Annotated in this window: 17 protein-coding genes; 11 read left to right on the plus strand and 6 right to left on the minus strand. The window is 56.4% G+C overall.

All coding sequences use genetic code 11. The features are described 5' to 3' along the window. Positions 1–3 precede the first annotated feature (3 nt). From BMY73_RS13530 to glmS, 4 genes are all read left to right on the plus strand, one after another. Entirely contained in the window at positions 4–429 is a 426-nt protein-coding gene (locus BMY73_RS13530) for a F0F1 ATP synthase subunit epsilon (RefSeq protein WP_062386200.1), read from the plus strand. A gap of 125 nt (positions 430–554) precedes the next feature. Beyond that, positions 555–1,922: a bifunctional UDP-N-acetylglucosamine diphosphorylase/glucosamine-1-phosphate N-acetyltransferase GlmU gene (glmU, locus tag BMY73_RS13535; protein ID WP_092407660.1), complete on the plus strand. Its 1,368-nt coding sequence runs from the start codon at positions 555–557 to the stop codon at positions 1,920–1,922. Positions 1,923–2,110: 188 nt separating this feature from the next. Beyond that, a complete protein-coding gene (locus BMY73_RS13540; RefSeq protein ID WP_092407662.1) occupies positions 2,111–2,878 on the plus strand; it encodes a DeoR/GlpR family DNA-binding transcription regulator in 768 nt (255 codons plus the stop codon). 11 nt (positions 2,879–2,889) lie between these two features. After that, entirely contained in the window at positions 2,890–4,725 is a 1,836-nt protein-coding gene (gene glmS / locus BMY73_RS13545; protein ID WP_092407664.1) for a glutamine--fructose-6-phosphate transaminase (isomerizing), read from the plus strand. A 233-nt stretch (positions 4,726–4,958) separates the two neighbouring features. Here glmS and BMY73_RS13550 read toward each other — a convergent pair whose 3' ends face one another. Next, positions 4,959–6,236: a 2-hydroxycarboxylate transporter family protein gene (locus BMY73_RS13550; protein WP_218190153.1), complete on the minus strand. Its 1,278-nt coding sequence runs from the start codon at positions 6,234–6,236 to the stop codon at positions 4,959–4,961. A 142-nt stretch (positions 6,237–6,378) separates the two neighbouring features. Further along, positions 6,379–7,242, minus strand: coding sequence for an HpcH/HpaI aldolase/citrate lyase family protein (locus BMY73_RS13555; protein WP_092407706.1), 864 nt, complete (start codon positions 7,240–7,242; stop codon positions 6,379–6,381). A 185-nt stretch (positions 7,243–7,427) separates the two neighbouring features. Between BMY73_RS13555 and BMY73_RS13560 the strand changes: the two genes are divergently transcribed. Together BMY73_RS13560 and BMY73_RS13565 are read left to right on the plus strand one after the other, a co-directional pair. Next, positions 7,428–8,303 carry a LysR family transcriptional regulator gene (locus tag BMY73_RS13560; protein ID WP_062386173.1) on the plus strand — a complete coding sequence of 292 codons (876 nt, stop codon included), beginning with the start codon at positions 7,428–7,430 and terminating at the stop codon, positions 8,301–8,303. Positions 8,304–8,415: 112 nt separating this feature from the next. Further along, on the plus strand, positions 8,416–9,621 hold the full coding sequence (locus tag BMY73_RS13565; protein WP_092407668.1) for a CaiB/BaiF CoA transferase family protein: 1,206 nt from the start codon (positions 8,416–8,418) through the stop codon (positions 9,619–9,621). Positions 9,622–9,961: 340 nt separating this feature from the next. On the opposite strand, the gene BMY73_RS28415 is transcribed toward BMY73_RS13565, so the two are convergent. The 4 genes from BMY73_RS28415 to sseB form a co-directional block, all read right to left on the minus strand. Further along, positions 9,962–10,207, minus strand: a complete 246-nt coding sequence (locus tag BMY73_RS28415) for a T6SS immunity protein Tdi1 domain-containing protein (RefSeq protein ID WP_218190154.1) — start codon at positions 10,205–10,207, stop codon at positions 9,962–9,964. Between the two features lie 425 nt (positions 10,208–10,632). After that, positions 10,633–11,211 (minus strand): hypothetical protein, encoded by a 579-nt coding sequence (locus BMY73_RS13575; protein WP_092407670.1) that lies wholly within the window; start codon positions 11,209–11,211, stop codon positions 10,633–10,635. A gap of 157 nt (positions 11,212–11,368) precedes the next feature. Further along, on the minus strand, positions 11,369–11,815 hold the full coding sequence (locus BMY73_RS13580) for a GNAT family N-acetyltransferase (protein WP_092407672.1): 447 nt from the start codon (positions 11,813–11,815) through the stop codon (positions 11,369–11,371). An 84-nt stretch (positions 11,816–11,899) separates the two neighbouring features. Then, the gene (sseB, locus tag BMY73_RS13585) at positions 11,900–12,700 is read right to left on the minus strand and encodes an enhanced serine sensitivity protein SseB (protein ID WP_218190155.1); all 801 of its coding nucleotides are present in this window, start codon (positions 12,698–12,700) and stop codon (positions 11,900–11,902) included. A gap of 533 nt (positions 12,701–13,233) precedes the next feature. Here sseB and BMY73_RS13590 point away from each other — a divergent pair. The 5 genes from BMY73_RS13590 (at position 13,234) to BMY73_RS13610 (ending at position 18,853) form a co-directional block, all read left to right on the plus strand. Beyond that, positions 13,234–13,725 (plus strand): phosphate-starvation-inducible PsiE family protein, encoded by a 492-nt coding sequence (locus BMY73_RS13590; RefSeq protein WP_092407674.1) that lies wholly within the window; start codon positions 13,234–13,236, stop codon positions 13,723–13,725. Positions 13,726–13,942: 217 nt separating this feature from the next. Beyond that, positions 13,943–14,512 carry a putative glycolipid-binding domain-containing protein gene (locus tag BMY73_RS13595; protein ID WP_092407676.1) on the plus strand — a complete coding sequence of 190 codons (570 nt, stop codon included), beginning with the start codon at positions 13,943–13,945 and terminating at the stop codon, positions 14,510–14,512. A 457-nt stretch (positions 14,513–14,969) separates the two neighbouring features. Continuing rightward, positions 14,970–16,205 carry an MFS transporter gene (locus BMY73_RS13600; RefSeq protein WP_092407678.1) on the plus strand — a complete coding sequence of 412 codons (1,236 nt, stop codon included), beginning with the start codon at positions 14,970–14,972 and terminating at the stop codon, positions 16,203–16,205. Positions 16,206–16,298: 93 nt separating this feature from the next. Continuing rightward, positions 16,299–17,216, plus strand: a complete 918-nt coding sequence (locus BMY73_RS13605; RefSeq protein WP_092407680.1) for a LysR family transcriptional regulator — start codon at positions 16,299–16,301, stop codon at positions 17,214–17,216. A gap of 116 nt (positions 17,217–17,332) precedes the next feature. After that, entirely contained in the window at positions 17,333–18,853 is a 1,521-nt protein-coding gene (locus BMY73_RS13610) for an amidase (protein ID WP_092407682.1), read from the plus strand. Positions 18,854–18,867 lie beyond the last annotated feature (14 nt).

Raw genomic sequence — 18,867 nt, forward strand, 5'->3', positions numbered from 1 at the left:
CAAATGGCTATGACAGTCCATTGCGATATCGTCAGCGCGGAAGGAGAGATTTTCTCCGGTCTGGTCGAGATGGTGATTGCACACGGTAACCTGGGTGATATCGGTATTGCTCCAGGTCACGCGCCGCTGATCACTGATCTGAAGCCGGGCCCGATCCGTCTGATCAAGCAGGGTGGAGAAGCCGAGGTGTTTTACATCTCTGGTGGTTTCCTTGAGGTTCAACCGAACATGGTCAAAGTGCTTGCCGATACCGTGCAACGCGCCGCCGACCTGGACGAAGCCTCTGCTCTGGAAGCCGTAAAGGCAGCCGAGCGCGCCCTGAGCGAAAAAGGTGCAGATTTCGACTACGGATCTGCTGCTGCACGTCTGGCGGAGGCCGCGGCTCAGCTGCGCACCGTCCAGCAAATTCGCAAGAAGTTCGGCGGCTAAGGCCCACGAATTTCATGCGCGATTGAGTAAAAGGGTAGCCTCGGCTACCCTTTTTCTTTTTTCGGTTTCTTTTCCTGAATCATCAGTCCGGCCTTCGTTGCGGCTGCTCGCCTGGAATCCCTTTCATGTCTCTTGATATCGTCATTCTTGCTGCGGGTCAGGGCACTCGCATGCGTTCTGCCCTTCCTAAAGTGCTGCATCCGGTGGCCGGCAACTCCATGTTGGGCCATGTTATCCACAGTGCTCGCCAGCTTTCGCCTGACAGCATTCAGGTGGTGATCGGACACGGCGCGGACAAGGTTCGTGAACAGCTTGCCGCCGACGATTTGAGCTTTGTCTTGCAGGACAAGCAACTGGGAACCGGTCACGCAGTCGCCCAGGCCGTCCCTAAATTAACCGCGGACACTGTGTTGATTCTGTACGGTGATGTACCGCTTATTGAAGTGGAGACGCTGCGGCGGCTGCTGACACTGGTGAGCGATCAACAGGTGGGACTGCTGACCGTTACGCTTGACGATCCAACGGGCTACGGTCGCATCGTGCGTGATGACCAGGACCGTGTTTGTGCGATCGTTGAGCACAAGGACGCCACAGAGGCTCAGAAGGTTATCAAGGAAGGCAACACCGGTATTCTCGCCGTGCCAGGCAAACGCCTTGGGGAATGGTTGGGCCGGTTGTCGAATAACAACGTCCAGGGCGAGTACTACCTGACGGATGTGATCGAGATGGCGGTCAATGACGGATTGATCGTGGCCACGACGCAACCTCTGGATGCCATGGAAGTGCAGGGCGCCAACGACCGCAAACAGCTCGCTGAGCTCGAGCGCCACTATCAGCTGCGCGAGGCGCGTCGCCTGATGGCACAGGGCGTGACGCTCCGCGATCCGTCCCGGTTCGATGTGCGCGGTGAGGTCTCGGTCGGACGCGATATCACCATCGATATCAACGTGATCCTCGAAGGCCGCGTCGTCATTGAGGACGATGTGTCGATTGGTCCGAACTGTGTGATCAAGGACAGCACACTTCGCAAAGGCTCCATCATCAAGGCCAACAGTCATCTGGAAGGGGCCATCGTCGGTGAAGCGGCAGACGCAGGTCCGTTCGCCCGTCTGCGTCCGGGGAGCGTCCTGGGGGCTCGGGCCCATGTGGGTAACTTCGTCGAACTGAAGAATGCCGAGATGGGCGAAGGGGCCAAGGCCGGTCATCTGGCCTATCTAGGGGATGCTGTCATCGGTGCGAGAACCAATATAGGTGCGGGAACCATTACCTGTAATTACGACGGCGCCAACAAGCACAAGACCGTGCTGGGCGAAGATGTATTCATCGGTTCGAACAACTCGCTGGTTGCGCCTGTGGATATCTCATCCGGGGCAACGACTGCTGCAGGCTCGACCATCACGCAAGACGTCGCGGCCGAGCAACTGGCGGTCGCCCGCGCGCGCCAGCGCAACATCGACGGGTGGAAGCGCCCGGTAAAGATCAAGAAACACTGAAGTTATCCACAATTGATCAGGCCGACTGCCACTACGCATGTTCAGGCCTGATTCAGTCCCTCTGTGCCACGCTCTGAGTTATTCACAGGCGTCGGCACTCCAGAAAAAGCCTCGATCCCCTTGACGAATATCTTTCGATAGGTTTCTATTCGCTTCGTTATCTTTCGAAACGAAACTTACGGGTCAGCATGTCTAAGCGCAATACCCCTCAACGTCGTCACAACATTCTTGCGCTGCTCAATGAGCAGGGCCAAGTGAGCGTTGACGAGTTGGCGAAACGTTTCGAGACTTCCGAGGTTACGGTTCGCAAGGATCTGGCTGCACTCGAAAGCAACGGCTTGTTACTGCGCCGGTACGGCGGTGCGGTTCCGATGCCGCAGGAATTGATTGGCGAACCCGGTCAACCGGTGTCCCGATACAAACAAGCGATTGCCCGCGCTGCGGTGAAGCGCATCCGTGAGCATGCCCGAATCATCATCGACAGCGGCAGCACGACCGCGGCGATGATTCCGGAACTCGGCCAGCAGCCGGGTCTCGTCGTCATGACCAACTCCCTGCATGTCGCCAATGCCCTTGGCGAACTGGAGCATGAACCGGTGCTACTGATGACCGGCGGCACTTGGGACCCGCACTCTGAGTCGTTTCAGGGCCAGGTCGCCGAGCAGGTGCTGCGCTCCTATGACTTCGATCAGCTCTTCATAGGCGCCGATGGCATAGACCTGCTTCGTGGCACCACGACGTTCAATGAATTGCTCGGCCTCAGTCGGGTCATGGCCGAAGTCGCTCGCGAAGTGATCGTGATGGTCGAAGCCGATAAGGTCGGTCGCAAGATTCCCAACCTGGAACTGCCATGGAGCAGTGTCCACACCCTTATTACCGATGATCGCCTGCCTCAGGAGGCACGCGATCACATTCAGGCCCGCGGCGTGACATTGATCTGCGCCGCCGTTTCCTAGGAGAAAAAAACATGTGTGGAATTGTCGGCGCTGTCGCTGAGCGTAATGTCACCGCCATCCTGCTGGAAGGCCTGAAGCGTCTGGAATACCGAGGCTACGACAGTGCCGGTGTCGCGCTGTTCAGCAATGCCGGCGTGCTGGAGCGCCGCCGCCGTGTCGGCAAGGTCAATGAGCTTGAACAATCGCTGGCTGGCGAACCTCTGGTTGGCCGTCTGGGTATTGCCCACACCCGTTGGGCCACCCACGGTGCGCCTTTGGAGCATAACGCGCACCCACACTTTTCCAGCGGCGAGTTGGCAGTAGTCCACAACGGCATTATCGAAAACCATGAACCGCTGCGTGAGCGTCTGAAAAGCCTCGGTTACCTGTTCACCTCCGATACCGACACCGAAGTCATCGTGCACCTGCTGCACCACAAACTGCAGGACACGCCTGATCTGACCGCTGCTCTCAAAGCGACCGTCAAAGAGCTGCACGGTGCCTATGGCCTGGCGGTCATCAGCGCCAGACAACCCGACCGTCTGGTGGCGGCACGCAGCGGAAGTCCGCTGGTGGTCGGCCTGGGTCTGGGCGAGAACTTCCTGGCTTCCGACCAACTGGCGCTTCGTCAGGTTACCGACCGCTTCATGTATCTGGAGGAGGGTGACATCGCCGAGATCCGTCGCGACAGCGTGCAGATCTGGACCGCTGCCGGTGTTTCGGTGGAGCGAGAAGTCGTGCAGTACCGCGAGGGTGCCGAAGCCGCTGACAAAGGCGAGTTCCGTCACTTCATGCTCAAGGAAATTCACGAGCAGCCAAAAGTCGTGCAACGCACACTGGAGAACCGTCTGGGCCAGGAGCAGGTGCTGGTTCAGGCATTCGGGCCTCAAGCCGCCGAGCTCTTCGCCAAGGTGCGCAATGTGCAGATTGTTGCCTGCGGCACCAGTTATCACGCCGGAATGGTTGCCCGTTACTGGCTGGAAGGCCTGGCTGGCATTCCCTGTCAGGTCGAAGTCGCCAGCGAATTCCGCTACCGCAAGGTCGTGGTTCAGCCGGACACGCTGTTCGTATCGATTTCCCAGTCCGGCGAAACCGCCGACACGCTGGCCGCTCTGCGCAACGCCAAAGAACTGGGCTTTCTCGCAAGCCTCGCGATCTGCAACGTCAGCATCAGTTCGCTGGTGCGTGAATCCGACCTGACCCTGCTGACGCAGGCAGGCCCTGAAATCGGTGTTGCGTCGACCAAGGCATTCACGACTCAGCTGGTTGCGCTGATGCTGCTGACCCTGTCGCTGGGCCAGGTAAAAGGCACCCTGGGCGCTGGCGTCGAAGCTGAACTGGTGGAAGAACTGCGTCGCCTGCCGACCCGCCTGGGCGAAGCCTTGGCGATGGACAGCACGGTCGAGAAAGTGGCCGAACTGTTCGCCGAGAAGAACCACACGCTGTTCCTCGGACGCGGCGCGCAGTTCCCGGTTGCGATGGAAGGTGCCCTGAAGCTCAAGGAGATCTCCTACATCCACGCCGAAGCCTATCCCGCAGGCGAGCTCAAACACGGTCCGCTGGCGCTGGTCGACAGCGACATGCCCGTCGTGACCGTGGCGCCGAACAACGAACTGCTGGAAAAACTGAAATCCAACCTGCAGGAAGTCCGCGCCCGTGGCGGCGAGCTGGTCGTCTTCGCCGACGAACAGGCCGGCCTGAACAACGGCGAAGGCACCCACGTCATCTCGATGCCACACATCATCGACGCTCTGGCGCCCATTCTCTACACCATCCCGCTGCAACTGCTGTCGTACTATGTCGCCGTGCTCAAGGGGACTGATGTTGACCAGCCGCGTAATTTGGCGAAGTCGGTGACGGTGGAGTGAGTTATCCACAGCTGGCAAAATCTTTAGTTGTTGTTAATTAAATCTGTCGCTAACCAATAAAACTGTTTCATAAGGAGGGAGCCGTCACTGACTCCCTCCGTCGACACACTCTTCATTCCTCCCGATGCGCTTGCGGCAATCCTGACTTGGCGCTCGTCCATGTCTTCGCAAATTTAGCCCGATGAATCGCTTGCCTACCAAGGTGCGTGCGGCTCGCCACTGCACACCAGTCATCAGGGCCCGACGTGGGCGAAGATCAGCAGCGCCGCCATGACGGTGATGGCGCCGCCGATGCGTGTGGCGATCTGGGCAAAAGGCAGCAGCTCCATGCGCCCCGCTGCAGTGAGGATGGCGACGTCGCCAGTGCCGCCCAAACCACTGTGACAACCGTTGACGATACCCGCTTCTACAGGGTGCAGGCCCAGGCGGCGAGCCATCAGGAAGCCCACCACGATTAGGGTCAGTACCGTGGTGAAGATGGCCAGTAGATTGGCAACGTGGAATGCCGAGATCAGCTCGTTCCAGTGCGTGACCGCGATGGAGTTGGCGAACAGCAAAGGGTAGGTAACGCAGGCCATGAAGAATTTGAACAGGGTGCGCGAACCTTCTTCCAGGCGTTTCGGTACACCATTGAACAGCTTCAGCAGTACGGCCAGGAACAGCATGCAAACGGGGCCCGGTAGGCCGAACAGCGCATGCAGAAGCACGCCGGAAAGGTAAAGGGTCACCGCACACATGCCTGCGGCAATCACCCATTCTACGTCGAGGCTCTGCGTGGGCTGCTCAACAGGTGCGCTTTGCAGCTCAGGGCCCGACTCGCCAACCTGCAGGCGGCCATTACCGGTCAGATGAGGGTAGCGACGGCCGATGGCGCTGGTGACGCCACACAACACGATGGCGAAAAGGTTGGCCAGCAGAATGATGGGCAGCAACTGAGCGAGGATCTTGCCCGAGTCGACACCCATGATCTCGCCATAACCTACTGATATGGGAATGGCACCTTCGCCCAGGCCCCCACCCATTACTGGCACGCTGACAAAGAACAGCACTTGTTTTAGGTCCAGACCTGCGGCCATTCCCACCAGGCCGCCGGTAACGAATGCCAAGATCGAGCCCGCCATCAGCGGCAGGAAAATCTTGGCGAAGCCCTTGATGATCATGTCTCGATCCATGGTGAAGATGCTGCCGACCACGACCGAAGAAACGAACAGATAAATGAAATTGCTCGATTTGGTGAAGGTCGTCACCGAGGTTGTGACGGCGTCAGGAATCCACCCGAGGCTAACCAGGTACGAAGGCAGGAACGCAGAAATAATCGCCGCTCCGCCGATTTTATTAAGGTAAGGAATGCGTTTGCCAACTTCAGCACAGGTCGCTCCACCCAGGCCAATAATGGCAATCATGGTCATCAGGTCAGTGCCCACTTTGCCGACCGCGATTATCCCGGCAACCAACAGGCAGAGAGCGATGTAGGCAGGCAGTGGAATAAAGGCAACTTTGATGTTGAACATCCTGTTCCACAGATTGCGTTCGGACGTTAACTCAACAGGGGTTGCAGGTTTCGCAATATGCGGAATAGTGGACATGGGAAAAACCTCATTATTTTTGTATGTTTTCTATCGCGCCGTTAACTCGTGCTGACCACAGCAGGTATCAAACTTGGAGCAAACCTGCCTGGCGGGCTTGAGACAGAACTTGTTCAGCTCGGACCACGAAAGGACCGTCCACCATCTGCCCATCGACCAGATAGGCTCCGATGCCGTCCCGCTCCGCCTGTGCGGCTGCCGCGACGATGCGCAGAGACTTTTCGATTTCCGCTCCCGAAGGAAGAAATGCTTGGTTAGCCTGTTCGATCTGGGTTGGGTGAATGCACGATTTGCCTGTGAAACCCAGCCGTCGAGCGTAAGCAGCTTCGGCGGCGTAAAGCTCGCTGTCTTTGATCGAAGGGTGGGCGGCGTCAAAAGCAGCGATGCCTGCCTCACCGGCCGCCAGTCGTACGCTCAGCTGGATCGAACGAATGATGCCCGGCTCATGACGGTCGATGCCAAGTGGCTCCAGGAGGTCAGCAAAACCCAACTGCAAACCCATGACCCTAGGGTGTGCGGTGGCAATATCGGTGGCTTGGCGTAGCCCGCGCGGAGACTCGATATTTGCCAGAATGCGCAGCGGGTTCGTGCGTCCGCATGCTTCTTCCAGGCGCTGCAAGTCGTTTGCCAAGCGCTGGACTTCTTCGGCGGATTCGACTTTTGGCAAATTGATGATGTCGACGAAACAAGGCACCAAGGCTACTAGGTCGTCGTGATAATGCTCGGAGTTTTGGGCATTGATTCGAACAATGACTGTTTTGTCCGACGCGTGGCGTTGGCTTAGATATTGGCGCAACTGCTCGCGCGCATGAGCTTTCATATTTTGAGCGACCGCATCTTCGAGGTCGAAACTCAAACCATCTGCGGCAGAGCTCATGGCCTTGTCGAACAATTCTGGACGCGAACCCGGAACAAAGAGTTTGCTGCGCATGAAGAGCATCTCACAGTAATACCGACCCCGACCTGGTAGGTCATCAGCCGGGCTGAATGATGGGTAGCCATATTCAGCGTTGTTGTTTGAAACCGGTTTAAGGTGACCGGTGAGGTCATATTGCAAAAATCGAAAATACAGTTACAGTCGTTTTTCCTATCTTTAGAGTCCAGGAAAAGTTCATTGTGGATACGCGTTATCTGGATAGCTTCCTCCAGGTTGCGGAGCTTGGTTCTACGGCCGCAGCCGCCCGCAAGCTCAACCTGACACCGACTGCAGTCGCACAGCGTATCAAGGCACTGGAGAATGAAATTGGTCAGTCGATATTGGTTCGGGCCGGGCGACGCATGCAGCTCACCCCCGCTGGCCAAGCCTTGCAAGAACCTGCACGTGAGTTGCTCGCGCGCGCGGGGGAGCTACGGGCCATCGCCGCACTGGATACTGTCGCCGGCGATCTGCGTATCGGTTGCATCACGACCGCACTGAGCTACCTGGTGCCGGGGGTACTTGCGAGACTGATCAATAACTATCAGTTTCTGCATCCGCATTTGGAGCCGGCGGTCTCTACCGTTCTCTACCAGAAAGTGGTTTCTGGTCAAATCGATGTGGCTATGCTGGTCAAGCCACAGTTCGAGTTGGCGAAGGAGTTCACTTGGGAATTGATCAGTGATGAGCCTTTTGTGGTGCTGGCCCCCAAGGCTCTGGCAAATGAACACCCACATGATCTGCTGGCCTCACAACCCTTCATTCGCTACCACCGCAGCTCATGGGGTGGCGTAATGGCCGACCGCTATCTGATGCAGCACGGGATCGTGCCTCACGAACGGTTTGAGATCGATGCACTGGATGCGATCGCTGCCATGGTCAAGGGCAAGCTCGGTGTTTCTCTGGTACCCAGATGGCGGCCTTTGCATGCGCGGCTCGATGAGCTCGCGCAGATTCCTCTGCCTGCACCTGGCCTGTTCCGGCCGATCGGATTGTTGTGGAAACGAAACAGTGCCAAGGGGCGCCTGATTGATGTGCTGCGCCAAGAGCTACGTGCGCAGATGCAACGTCAATGAATCCATAATTAATTGTCTTTGAATGTATAAATAAGCATTTTTGTTTCGGTGTGCCGGTCAGCAAAATGAGCCGCAGCAGTGCCTGCTGTCATAACAAGATCGGAGAACTCAAGTGAACCAAGTCCTGAACATAGATCACACCAAGCCAGTCGGACCCCTCGCCGGGATCACTGTGCTTGATCTCAGTGCCTATATAGCCGGGCCGTATGGTTGCTCGCTGTTGGCCGATCAGGGCGCCACCGTCATCAAAATCGAGCCGCCAGCAGGGGACAACCTGCGCAAGTACCCTTCCACGCTGCCTGGTGAAAGTCGTGCGTTTCTCGGTGTAAACCGGAGCAAGACCGGTGTTGTGTTGGACCTCAAGACAGCAGAAGGGCTCGAAGTGCTGCGCACGTTGGTACGAAGCGCAGACGTGCTTGTGCACAACTTTCGCCCCTCGGTTCCAGCGCGACTGGGTATCAGCTTCACCGACTTGAACCCCATCAACCCCCAGTTGATTTACTGCGCCGTCACCGGCTACGGGACTCATGGTCCTCTGAAGAACAAGGCTGGTTACGACCAGATCCTGCAAACCATGACCGGCATGTGCTCGGCTCAGGCTAAACCAGACAGTGCTCCTGAAATTCTTTATGGCTCCATTGTGGATTACTACGCTGCGGCCATGGTGGCTGGCGCGGTATCTTCCGCACTGTATGAGCGTGAGCGTTCCGGTCAGGGCCAGGAAGTGGGTGTTTCGCTGCTGCGTAGCGCCCTGGCTATGCAGTCTGCCCGGCTAATCTGGGCCGAGGGTGAGCCTCAGGAGATTGATCGCGACATGCGATCTGGCGGAATTACCGGTATCCATCCTACCCGCGAAGGCTATTTGTATGTTTCAGCCAACACGCCGCATTTCTGGCAGGCCTTGTGCGAAAAGACCGGCCTGCAACATCTTTTCTGCGACGAACGTTTCGATACCGTGCGTAAGCGGGCAGAGCAGTATCGTGTCATCGTTCCTCAGTTGCACGAGGCTCTCAGCCAGCACTCCGCGCTGGAGTGGGAGGCCATCTTCGGTGAAGAAGTGCCATGCGCCGCTGCGCGTCGGGTTGATGAAATGTTCGATGATCCTCAGTGCCAGGCGGAGGAGCTCATTACCGAGTTCGAACACCCCACAGTGGGCCGCTACCGTGGCTTCACCCGTGCGGCCACCTTCAGCCGCACCCCTGGGCGCACGCCGTTCGCAGCACCGCAATTCGGTGCCGATTCCGAGCGCGTTCTGGCTGCAGCTGGCTTCACCGCTGAGCAGATTGCCGAACTGAAGGCGAAAGGTGCTGTGCTGTGAGCGGCATCGAAAGGGGGGCGGGTTCATCAAACGCCGATTTTGAACAGGTTAGGCCAAATAGCAGGCCATTTTTTTGATCAGATGCGATCCAGATAGAGCGGCTTCTTCTTGACCTCAAATCTTGCTGTTGGTCGGACAATGAGATTTTTGGATCGCTTGGCCATTGAGCCGCGATGGTTGAGACCGATTGGGCACGACAGTTTCGGGCATCTACATTTCGCTATCTATAAGCCGAGGACGCGCGCCTTTTGCCGCATGGGCGGAAGCCGGACTAATCACGCAAGATGGGATGCCCTGGCCCGTATGATCCCACCGCCATTCGGTGTCGCGGGGCGGCCTTTTAGGCGCTGTCGTCGAGGCCATGCATGTGGGCCACAACGTGCATAAAGACCCAGGCATCACCCTTTTCGTACGTCTCCGGCGCTTCGCTGCCGCCGAGAAACGGGTAGGGATTCGGGATGTAGATCTGATTTTCAGCAAGGGGGCCCAGATGCCTGAATAACTCGGCGACGTGATCCGAATTCAGAACATACAGTTCGAACCCCGGCTCGTTCAGTACCTCTGCTTCGAAATCTTCGACTGCCAAGTGGCTTCCGTACGACTTGGCCGCGCACTTGAAAGGGTGCAACACTAGGTACTCTGAGTCGTGGGGGTTGCGAAGAAAGAAATGGCCGAGGCTTGAGTAACCAACAACCTCGGTGTGGTTCGGGAAGCTGGCGGCCCACGCGCCTAGATCGCTCGAGGGTCGAATCGAAAACAGTGTGTAGAGAATAGGTCCGGATGGTTTTCCGAATATTTTGGATAAAAATCCCACGATGACCCCTTAAATTGAGCGCTTAGTAGCAAGAACGCGCTTGTAAATTTCTGTGGTTGAAAACGAGAGGCAGCTATATTCGATTTGGCGAATTGCCGCACATCTCGTCGTAACGACTTTGAAATCGTCGTGGCTTGAGCCCGAAACGGCGCCTTGCTTGCACAGCCACATGCGGGTGCTCAGGCTGTTTAAGGCGATTACCCTGCAACGTCCTGACGCCATTCCACCTCAAAGCGATAGTTGATATCCACCTTGCTGGCATCTACCGGCTCAGCGGTTTTGGTCAGTACAAATTCGAATGCCGGCTCGAAGTATTTATTTCGCAGAATTTCACCTGCCAGTACCTCCACTTCGTACCAACCATTCTCGACCTCAACAGTCGGCCTGTTTGTTTCCTCAAGACGCTCAAGCAACTCATTGAGATTGTCATCCGTGAATGCCTGCAAAATACGCCACGTGAACAAATGTATGCGACCGTGCTCCACGCGCAACGAATAACCGCCGCGACGATGCTGGACCCGACCTTCGTGCCGGGGCATTTCAGCTTCAACGCCGGCCAACGTGAAAACAACCGTGTAAGGATGGTTTTCCACACCGGCAAGAGGGATGAGGACGCCTTCAAGAACGGCCTTGTCGCCGCTTCCGTTGGACACAAACTCGCTAGCGAGATCGTCGGCAAGTTGATGCTCTTGCTTGAAGCACCTCAGCAGTTGAAGGTCACCGAGCAGGAAGTAGTCAATCAAGTCATTAAGGACTTCGGAAAACATATACTGCATGAGTGGGTATCCTTGGTCTCACAGTGCCAGAGTAAATGCAGCCAGTCAGCGTTGTCCCTCTAATCCATCTCCATCGCGTCATACTAGATTGACGTGCGCCCTAACGGCATTGGCATCCCCCGCTGCAATCATCAGTCTTAGACAACTGTCGCCTGAGTCAGGTATTGCTCAAGCACATCACATGCGTGGCACGGTCCTGATCTGACCGCATAAAGCCACACCGCAGATAAAACGCGTCGCCGTCGGCGGTATCAGTGAAAAGGCACACGCTTTGAAAGCGCAGTGTGGCGTGCGCAACAAGTGCCTTTACCAGCGTCTGGCCCACGTGATGCCGCCTTGACGACGCGCTGACATAGACGCGTCGCAACCTGGCCGTGTTCCCTTCGGCGTAGGGATCAACTGAAAGGCCTCCGATACCCACTAGCTTCTGGTTTAAATTAGCGGCCATAAGACATTCACCGGGGGCATTGAAGCGATTTGCTCCTGAGTTCCATTCGTCAATCAGGCGGGTAAGAAACCTGAAGCCTTCGCCAACCGCCTCTTTCTCCAGCACCCGAATCTGCGGGGGCAGATGGGTGATCAGTTGAATGTCGATCTGGCTCATGCATCATCCTTAATGGGGTCGAGACCTTTCTGGCGCTTACAAGGATTTTTCGAATGCATCGCCATCAGCAACGATTGATCTCTGTCACGCTTTGCCAAAGCCAAGCAATGAACTCAGCCAGCCTGCCGACTTCCGTTCATAGAAGGGTATGGTCTCCTTGAGGAAGTAATTGCTAAGGCCTGATTCCCCTTCTTGAACGCGACAGAGGTCAACGGGTTCGCCATCCGGAGCGGTATCTCCAACAACGTGACCGGCTTCGCGCATGACCCGTTCAAAATCTCCGTCCGCTTCAATACCGATGACGAGATGAGGCTTTTGATCTATCGATGCGTCATGCATCAATGCCAGAAATGCACGTTTTACGTTGCGATGTTTGGCGAGCAACTGAGTGAGCGAGTTGACCATCCGGGACGGGTATTGCGACGGTTGTCCGAGCAGCACTTTCGTGTCTTTTTCAACAGTGCGCTGCATCGGCTTCTGGCCTATCTCGCCTGAGAGCAAATGCCGCACTTCCTCCGGCAAAAACTCTTTCCCGTAAGGGGACTTTGGATTGAGGAAAAGAGGGGCGCCCAATGTGATTTCAAACAGCGATCTGGCCGGAATCTCTACGTAGGACTCCTCGCGATCTATGGATCCTTGCAGGGTTTGCAACGAAGAAAAAAACGGAATGACAGCGGAGCCGTCAGCCTTGTGCCAATTCGCGATGCTGATGTTGCTACCTGCTTCGAGTGTGACATGACCTTTGCCAGTCCCAGCAGTGCCAAGCACATAGACGGTGGAGTTCAACAGCGTCTTGAAAAAGTCAGGTCGATGGGCCGGCTCATCCGCCGCCAGCCTGAGTGATTGTTCGAGGGCGTTTTCTTGCTGGGTATCCATGATATCCATCCGTGGTTCCATCAAAAATGACAAAGATTGAGCTCAACGGCGCGTAGTTTTTCACGACATCGTGAAAACAGGAAGGACAGGCGGCTAATGAATCTGAAGCATGAGAGTCACCCTGGACGGACTTGTGAGAGCTCCTGCCTGGCCGTGGTGGACGAAGAATCAAGTGCAGTTCGTTCCTGCCTCCCGTCACCCAATGGCTCGAACCGCCGCCCACAGGACTCGGCGGCCCCATTCCTGCAATCCCGAACCCGCCCCGTCGCCACTGACCACCCAGGGCACCGACACCGTGTTAATCCAGCCTGACCAATTTTCTGAAAGTGGAGGCGACAGCCAAAACATTGAGTTTGCGAAAAACCGCCTCATCGGCGCGGCCACCTTGACGAAACTGCGTTCCGGCCTAGCATCCCCTACTGGATGCAACGGCTCCGAAGCAGGTGATGCTGGTTACTCTTGAAAATGGCTGGAACCGTCAATATTGCCCCGTCGTAGAGCCGTGAAGCGGGCTTCATGGCCATGAACTGGAGGATTAGTGTATGACGAAGCACGCGCTATCAGAACCAGACTCCGCTTTTAAACGTTTCCGGGTGCAATGGGCTCTGATGAATGCTTATGAGAGGTTTGAGCAGATAGTCGTTGTCGCCCTGAGTCTTATCATCGCCAGTGTGATTCTCATGGCGATGCTCCAGCTTTGCAGGCGTCTGGCTCCGATGCTGATGTCGGGGGCAATCGATCCACTTGACCATGAAGTGTTCCAGTCAATTTTTGGCTCGATCTTTACTGTTTTGATTGCGCTGGAATTCAAGCATTCGATCATTCGCCCAGCGCTACGGCGTGACAGCATCGTTCAGGTGAAAACAGTTTTGCTGATCGCTCTCTTGGCGCTCAGTCGCAAGTTCGTGATTCTGGATTCGACGACTACACCGGCCGCTACCATCGCTGCGTTGGGTTTCGCCACCTTGGTGCTAGGCATCGTGTGCTGGTTGCTCGGCAAACAAGTTGGCAGTTCAAAGATTGATGGTGAGTAAATAGATATGCGGTTACGCGGTTGACCTGCTGAAGCCGAACAGAGGCAGCTGCAATGGGTGTCTGCGTTCGGAGGTCTGGTTTTGATATGGGTTTGAGCGCACGCCGTGGCGTGAGCTTTCTGTCGGGGCCCAATCGCCGTCCACGGGCTCGCATTCATCACCGCCAACGAGTCCAACACCGGCTAAAGCGAATGATATCGACGTAGAGGGGCAATGAATGCGAACGATCGTTCAATGGGACAGTTGGGAAGGGAACGGGGTCGATCATTGCTCCTTCGTCAAAAACGCCGACTCGTTCGTTATCGAAGGCGTCGTCATTGGAAACCGATCCGAAGGTTACGCTGCGCATTACCATGTTCGTGCCGATAGCGATTTCTACACGCGGGAAGTACGCGTTGAGTTCGTCGGTGGCCCACGCCTGCATCTCTTGGCGGACGGCAAGGGAAACTGGTTCGATATGATCAGCGGACATCCCGTGCCGAGCCTGGCGGGATGTCTGGATGTCGACATCGCCGCAACGCCTGCCACGAACACGCTTCCCATTAAGCGGCTGGCCCTTAAGGAGCAAGCGACCCACGATATCCTCGTTGCTTATATACCGCTGGCTACCGGTATCGAGTGCGACCTCGTTCCTCGGGTAATGACGCAAAACTATACCTGCCTGATCCTGGGTAAACGATATCGTTACGAGAGCACTCCAAACGGTTTCACGGCTGAACTCCAAGTCGATCAGTACGATGTGGTGCTCGATTACCCTGAAATGTTCCGTAGACGTCAGAGCCTGTAATCATTCCGAGCAGGGTAATTGCTGCGTGAATCAACACAGCAAGTGCAGCTAATGTCGTTTTCTGACCTCCTGGACTGAGTCTCTAACGCGCCCACTTGATCCAGAGCGGGGACCGCCGGCGCAAGCTCTGGTGAACAAGCGCGCTAACCGCACGAATCTGGCAGACCAACCCGCTGATTAAGCAGCTCTTTCCACTGAAACTAGATTGCACCCTGGTTTTTTTTCAATGGCAGGTAGCGTAGGTCAAACTGATCAAAGGTCATCAGATTGCCCCTGATAAGTGCGCGATCAACGTATTTAGTCGTCCGCGTGATGCTCTTTTATGGGGCCCTTGCACCGCCGTCGTGCTATGAGTTTTTGCGAAAGCTTGGCTCTAAAACGGTCACTTGTTCGCTTTTTTTTGTACTCCTAGGATGAAGCTACGACCCCATCCAGCCATCTAACAGGCGTGCAAATAATGAGAATTAGAAAAGCACTGAACAGTCCCATCCTGGTATTTGTTCTGTTGTATCTCGGTTACGTCATTTCCTACATTGATCGTTCGGCCATTTCCTTGGCGTTGTCGCACATCGGCAAAGATTTTCATCTGGGGCCCGCGGAACTGGGCGTAGTACTGAGTGCGTTTTACCTAGGCTACGCCGCCATGCAGATTCCCGGCGGCTGGCTGTCGGATCGATTCGGCGCCAAGAAAGTGGTAATCATCTCGATCATCCTCTGGTCGTTGTTCACCCTGATGACAGGCCTCGCCTGGTCGCTAGCATCCTTGCTGGTGATTCGCTTTCTGTTCGGTTTGGGCGAGGGAAGTTACCCGTCGTCGGCGCTCAAGGGCGTTGCGGAGATCTATGCCCGCAAGGATCGGCCGAAAATGGCCAGCCTGATGATCTCCTCCAACTACACGGGCAGCTTTATCGCCCCGCTAATCATTGCACCATTGCTTCTGTGGTTGGGCTGGCGTGACGTATTCCTCGCCATCGGGATCGCCGGCATCTTGTTTGCCGTGCTTTACGCAGTGTTGGTCAAACGCCCTGAAGCTTATGGCAACTATCAGCCTGAGATCGGTGTGGCGGAGGGCAAGGCCAACACCAGGGATCTACTGCGAATGCCCTTGTTGTGGAAGATCGTAGCCATCTGGTTCGCGCTTGGCTTGGTCAATAAGGGGCTGGATGCGTGGATGCCGATGTACTTGCTGACTGCCCGTGGCCTGGACCTCAAAACCGTTGGGCTGCTGGTGCCACTGCCATTCATCAGTGCAGCGATTGCCACGGCCATAGGTGGCTGGCTGATGGTCAAGTACTTCGACGGTCGAGAAAAGTACCTGATGATTGGCAGTTGCCTGCTCTCCGGGATCTTTCTGTACGGTATGTATACGGCGCAGACTACCACCGAGGTCATCGCTTATCAGGCGGTGGTGTATTTCTTCAAATCTTTCGTGTTTGCCGCAGCGTTCGCGTTGCCGACCAAGATTCTGGCGCAACGTCAGGTGGGCACCGCCATCGGCATGGTCAACTTCGGCGGGCAACTGGCCGGTTTCGTGTCGCCCATGGTCATCGGTTTCCTGGTGTCATACTACGAGACGTACAACTCTGCCTTCCTTTTCCTGATCGGCGCCACGGCGGTGGCCACCCTTATCAGCCTTACGTTGAGTGCCAGCAAGATTCGGTCGGTGCAGCTAGCCAACGCCAACGAAGCCTGATCTTTACGGGAGACGCTCATGGCCCGTACCCTCGGCAAGCCAGTTGGCAATGCAGTAAGCTCAACCGCTCACAGGGCTGGGAAGTCATTACCCATGAGTGCTCGTACATTGAGTGAAACCGCCGTGCGCTACTTCCTGCAAGTGGTCAACAGCGGTTCCATCAGCGAAGCCGCCGTCCGCCTGCATGTGGTGCCCTCGGCGGTAAGCCGGCAGATCAGCCGCCTGGAAAGCGAGCTGGGTTCGCTGCTGTTTGAACGTCAGTCTCGAGGTGTCAGCCTCAGCCCGGCCGGCGAATTGCTAGCGGCCTATGCCCGACGCACCCTGCTCGATGCGGAGCAGGTCAGCCAGGATATTCAAGCCTTACGCGAACAGTCCGAATCGTTGATCAGCATCGCCTGCACCGAGGGTTTTGCCTCGCATTGCCTACCGAATGCCATCGTCGGGTTTCGCAACAGCGGCGCGTCGAGCAGTTTTCGCATCGTGGTCGCCTCGGCGCAGGAAGTCACGCGCATGGTGCGTGAAGCAGAAGTGGATATCGGTTTCTCTTTCAGTCTGGGTGTCGCCAAGGACATCGGCGTGGCTTACAGCCAGCCGGCACCGATCCTTGCGGTGGTTGCGCCCCATCATCCGCTGGCTGCCAGTGCAACTCAATCGCTCATGAACGTGGTTAGGCACTCATTGGCCTTGCCAGGACCTGATACCACTATTCGCCAGTTGCTCAACGTCTATTGCAGCCGTGAAGGGCTGAATTATAAAAGTGTCCTGGACAGCGATCACCTGGAAGCCTTGCTGACATTTTGCATGTCCGGTGCGGCAGTAACGTTCTGTGGCGAGTTGTTTGTCCGCGAGCGTTTGCGTCAAGGTCAACTGGTGGCCCTTACCGTGCCTGAGATGTGTGGTGAAGAGCGCTCAATCGAAATCCAGACGATGGCGAAAAGGTCTCTGTCTGAACACATGCAAGCCTTCATTCAATACATGAAGTGCGTACTGCCGGATACGCATCAATTTTAATAACCGATCATCACAACCGAAATGTTTAAAAGGCATAGCTGCCTTCTAAAAATGTCGGTTGTGCCTGCACATCCGCAATTTCTATATTGACCCCAGATTATTAGTTGAGAACCCTTATGCAAACGCCGAACGAGCTGGTCGCAAAAAGCGCTGTCGAACTTAAGCAATTGATGGATACCCGCCAGGTTTCCCCTGTTGAACTGCTTAATGACTGTATTGCGCGCATCGAACAGTTGAACCCGAAGATCAACGCGTTTTGCGCCACCTCGTTCGAACGTGCCCACGATGAAGCCGTTGCAGTGGAGCAGGCGATCATGAAAGGCCGGCCGCGCGGCTTGCTGAGCGGCCTGCCCATTGGCATCAAGGATCTTGAAGAGACCGAAGGACTGCTGACCACTTATGGGTCGCCGCTGTTTCGCGGCAATGTTCCTTCCAAAGATAACGAGCTGGTGCGCCGCTTGCGTGCTGCAGGGGCCGTGGTCGTGGGTAAAACCAACGTGCCGGAAATGGGCGCAGGAGCCAATACCCGTAATCCGGTGTGGGGCGCGACGGGCAACCCGTTCAACCCGCGCCTGAATGCCGGTGGTTCCTCCGGTGGCGCGGCGGCGGCGTTGGCAGCGGACATGGTGCCCTTGTGCAGCGGTTCCGACACCGGCGGTTCGCTGAGGATCCCGGCTGCGAAGTGCGGCATTGTCGGATTGCGTACGTCGCCTGGCCTGGTGCCCAGCGAGCGCAAACTGCTGGGCTGGACGCCGATTTCAGTGGTCGGGCCCATGGGGCGCAATGTCGATGACACTTGGCTACAACTGGCGGCAACGGCGGGCATCGCGGCCACCGACCCGTTGAGCTATGAGTTCAGCATGCCCGGCGAGATCAGTGATGGTGTGGACCTTTCGAAGCTGCGGGTCGGTTACACCGAAGACTTCGGCGTGTGCGATGTTGATAACGATATTCGCCAGGTATTCCGCAACAAGATAGCGGCGCTGAAAAATGCGTTTGCTTCGTGCGAAGAAGTCCAGATCGACATGCAGCACGCACACCGGTGTTTTGATGTTGTGCGCGCCGAGGCGTTCGTCGGCAGCCTGCAGGCCGCTTACGAAAAAGACCCGGCCTCATTAGGCCCCAACCCGCGAGCCAATTATGAAATGGGCGCAAAAATGTCGCTCAAGGATTGTGTCTGGGCGGGTGCCGAGCAAACGCGCATCTTCCGTCGTTTCCAGCAGTTGTTCAGTCAGTATGACCTGATCCTGTCGCCCACCACGCCGGTGTCGGCGTTTGCTTGGGAGCAGCCGTACCTGACTCACATCAACGGCGTCGAGTTGGAGAATTATTACCGCTGGCTAGCACTGACCTACGTCGTCACGTTGGCGACCAACCCTGCTCTGTCAATGCCGATGGGCGTCGATCACCTGGGCATGCCATTCGGCATGCAGGTCATCGGCAAGTTTCGCGGCGACCTGCAACTGTTGATCGCGGCTCGCGCTCTGGAAAGCTACTGCGATCAAAGCGCCGAGTTGCGCCGTCCATTGCCGGACATCGAAGCTCTTTTGAACAGCACCGTGGATTTGTCTACACCGGTGACCCATCCGCCGCTGGAGCAATTGGGCGGCAGCAGTGTCGGCCTGTCCGCCGTTTGAATCTAGTGAGTGAA

It is taken from the genome of Pseudomonas sp. NFACC02, from assembly GCF_900110765.1.
Taxonomy (GTDB): domain Bacteria; phylum Pseudomonadota; class Gammaproteobacteria; order Pseudomonadales; family Pseudomonadaceae; genus Aquipseudomonas.

Excerpts from the sequence above, each read along its gene's own strand:
- BMY73_RS13605 (WP_092407680.1), top strand. The coding sequence starts at position 16,299 with ATGAGTGCTCGTACATTGAGTGAAACCGCCGTGCGCTACTTCCTGCAA.
- BMY73_RS13590 (WP_092407674.1), top strand. The coding sequence starts at position 13,234 with ATGACGAAGCACGCGCTATCAGAACCAGACTCCGCTTTTAAACGTTTC.
- BMY73_RS13555 (WP_092407706.1), bottom strand. The coding sequence starts at position 7,242 with ATGCGCAGCAAACTCTTTGTTCCGGGTTCGCGTCCAGAATTGTTCGAC.
- BMY73_RS13595 (WP_092407676.1), top strand. The coding sequence starts at position 13,943 with ATGCGAACGATCGTTCAATGGGACAGTTGGGAAGGGAACGGGGTCGAT.
- BMY73_RS13540 (WP_092407662.1), top strand. The coding sequence starts at position 2,111 with ATGTCTAAGCGCAATACCCCTCAACGTCGTCACAACATTCTTGCGCTG.
- BMY73_RS13530 (WP_062386200.1), top strand. The coding sequence starts at position 4 with ATGGCTATGACAGTCCATTGCGATATCGTCAGCGCGGAAGGAGAGATT.
- BMY73_RS13550 (WP_218190153.1), bottom strand. The coding sequence starts at position 6,236 with ATGTTCAACATCAAAGTTGCCTTTATTCCACTGCCTGCCTACATCGCT.
- BMY73_RS13610 (WP_092407682.1), top strand. The coding sequence starts at position 17,333 with ATGCAAACGCCGAACGAGCTGGTCGCAAAAAGCGCTGTCGAACTTAAG.
- glmS (WP_092407664.1), top strand. The coding sequence starts at position 2,890 with ATGTGTGGAATTGTCGGCGCTGTCGCTGAGCGTAATGTCACCGCCATC.
- BMY73_RS13575 (WP_092407670.1), bottom strand. The coding sequence starts at position 11,211 with ATGCAGTATATGTTTTCCGAAGTCCTTAATGACTTGATTGACTACTTC.
- sseB (WP_218190155.1), bottom strand. The coding sequence starts at position 12,700 with ATGGATATCATGGATACCCAGCAAGAAAACGCCCTCGAACAATCACTC.
- BMY73_RS13580 (WP_092407672.1), bottom strand. The coding sequence starts at position 11,815 with ATGAGCCAGATCGACATTCAACTGATCACCCATCTGCCCCCGCAGATT.
- glmU (WP_092407660.1), top strand. The coding sequence starts at position 555 with ATGTCTCTTGATATCGTCATTCTTGCTGCGGGTCAGGGCACTCGCATG.
- BMY73_RS13600 (WP_092407678.1), top strand. The coding sequence starts at position 14,970 with ATGAGAATTAGAAAAGCACTGAACAGTCCCATCCTGGTATTTGTTCTG.